Source organism: Actinoplanes sp. NPDC048791 (assembly GCF_040650095.1).
Classification (GTDB): domain Bacteria; phylum Actinomycetota; class Actinomycetes; order Mycobacteriales; family Micromonosporaceae; genus Actinoplanes.
Genome location: NZ_JBEZGQ010001727.1, coordinates 1 through 1,069 on the forward strand (window position 1 = coordinate 1; position 1,069 = coordinate 1,069).

Genomic DNA, 1,069 nt, shown 5'->3' on the forward strand with positions numbered 1-1,069 from the left:
CCCAGGTGGCGTTGCTGGGGGAGCGGCTGCGGGCCGTCGACTGGCCGTCACGGCGGAGCCGGCGGTCCCGGACCGGGCACTCCGGGCGGCGGATCGCGTTGCGGCCGACACTGACCCGGGCCCGGCGCACCGGGTGGGAGCCGGTCGCCCTGGTGCGCTCCCGGCCCGTACGGCGACCGCGCCGGGTCGTGCTGCTCTGCGACGTCAGCCAGTCCATGCAGGCCCAGGCCACCGCGTATCTGCACCTCATGCGGGCCTTCGCGACCGTGGCCGAGGCGGAGGTCTTCGCCTTCGCCACCACGCTGACCCGGCTCACCGTCGTGCTGCGGCACACCTCCGCGGTGGCCGCCGTCGAACGGGCCGGGGAGCTGGTCACCGATCGCTTCGGCGGTACGCGCATCGCGGGCAACCTGCGGGCGCTGCTCGCCTCGCACCACGGCAACGCCGTCCGCGGGTCGGTCGTGGTCATCGGGTCCGATGGCTGGGACAGCGATCCGCCCGCCGAGCTCGCCGCGGTGCTGGCCCGGCTGCGGCGGCGCGCGTACCGGATCATCTGGATGAACCCGCGCGCCGGGGCGCCGGGCTTCGCGCCGCGGGTCGGCGCCATGGCCGCCGCCCTGCCGTTCTGCGACCGGTTGCTGCCGGCCGGGACCTTCGGCGACCTGACCCGGGTCGCCGCGGAGATCGCCGCGGTCAGCTCCAGAGGGTCACGTGCACCGACGGCCTGAAGTGACCCACCGTCACTCCGGCGCCGCGCATCATCGCCTGGATCCCCCGCGGGGTCGCCGCGAAGCGGGCCAGCTCGGCCGCCGCTGACGGCGCCGCCTGCCCCACCAGCATCAACGAGTGCCACACCGCGTCGAAGGTCACCTGCGGGCCGGTGACGTGGACCAGGTGACCGTGCGCCACGTCCTGCGCCACCGTGAACGACAGCCCGGCGGCCACGCCCTTGCCGCGCTTCGCCTCCTCCAGCGCCGCCGCGTGGCTCTGGAAGATCTGCTGCCGGTCCTCCGGAACGCCCAGCCGGCGCAGCATCGCCGGCACCGCCCCGGAGTCCGCCGCCGCCGAC

Annotated in this window: 1 protein-coding gene and 1 pseudogene; one reads left to right on the top strand and one right to left on the bottom strand. The window is 76.0% G+C overall.

Features of this window, described 5'->3' with window-relative positions; genetic code table 11:
- Positions 1-728 (top strand): VWA domain-containing protein (locus tag AB0C29_RS49985; RefSeq protein ID WP_360835636.1); only part of this gene is annotated, 728 nt, incomplete at its 5' end.
- Here the strand turns inward: AB0C29_RS49985 and AB0C29_RS49990 are convergent.
- Positions 694-1,069 (bottom strand): annotated as a pseudogene (locus tag AB0C29_RS49990) (LysR family transcriptional regulator); the annotation flags it as partial. The gene AB0C29_RS49985 and the pseudogene AB0C29_RS49990 sit on opposite strands and share 35 nt — an antisense overlap.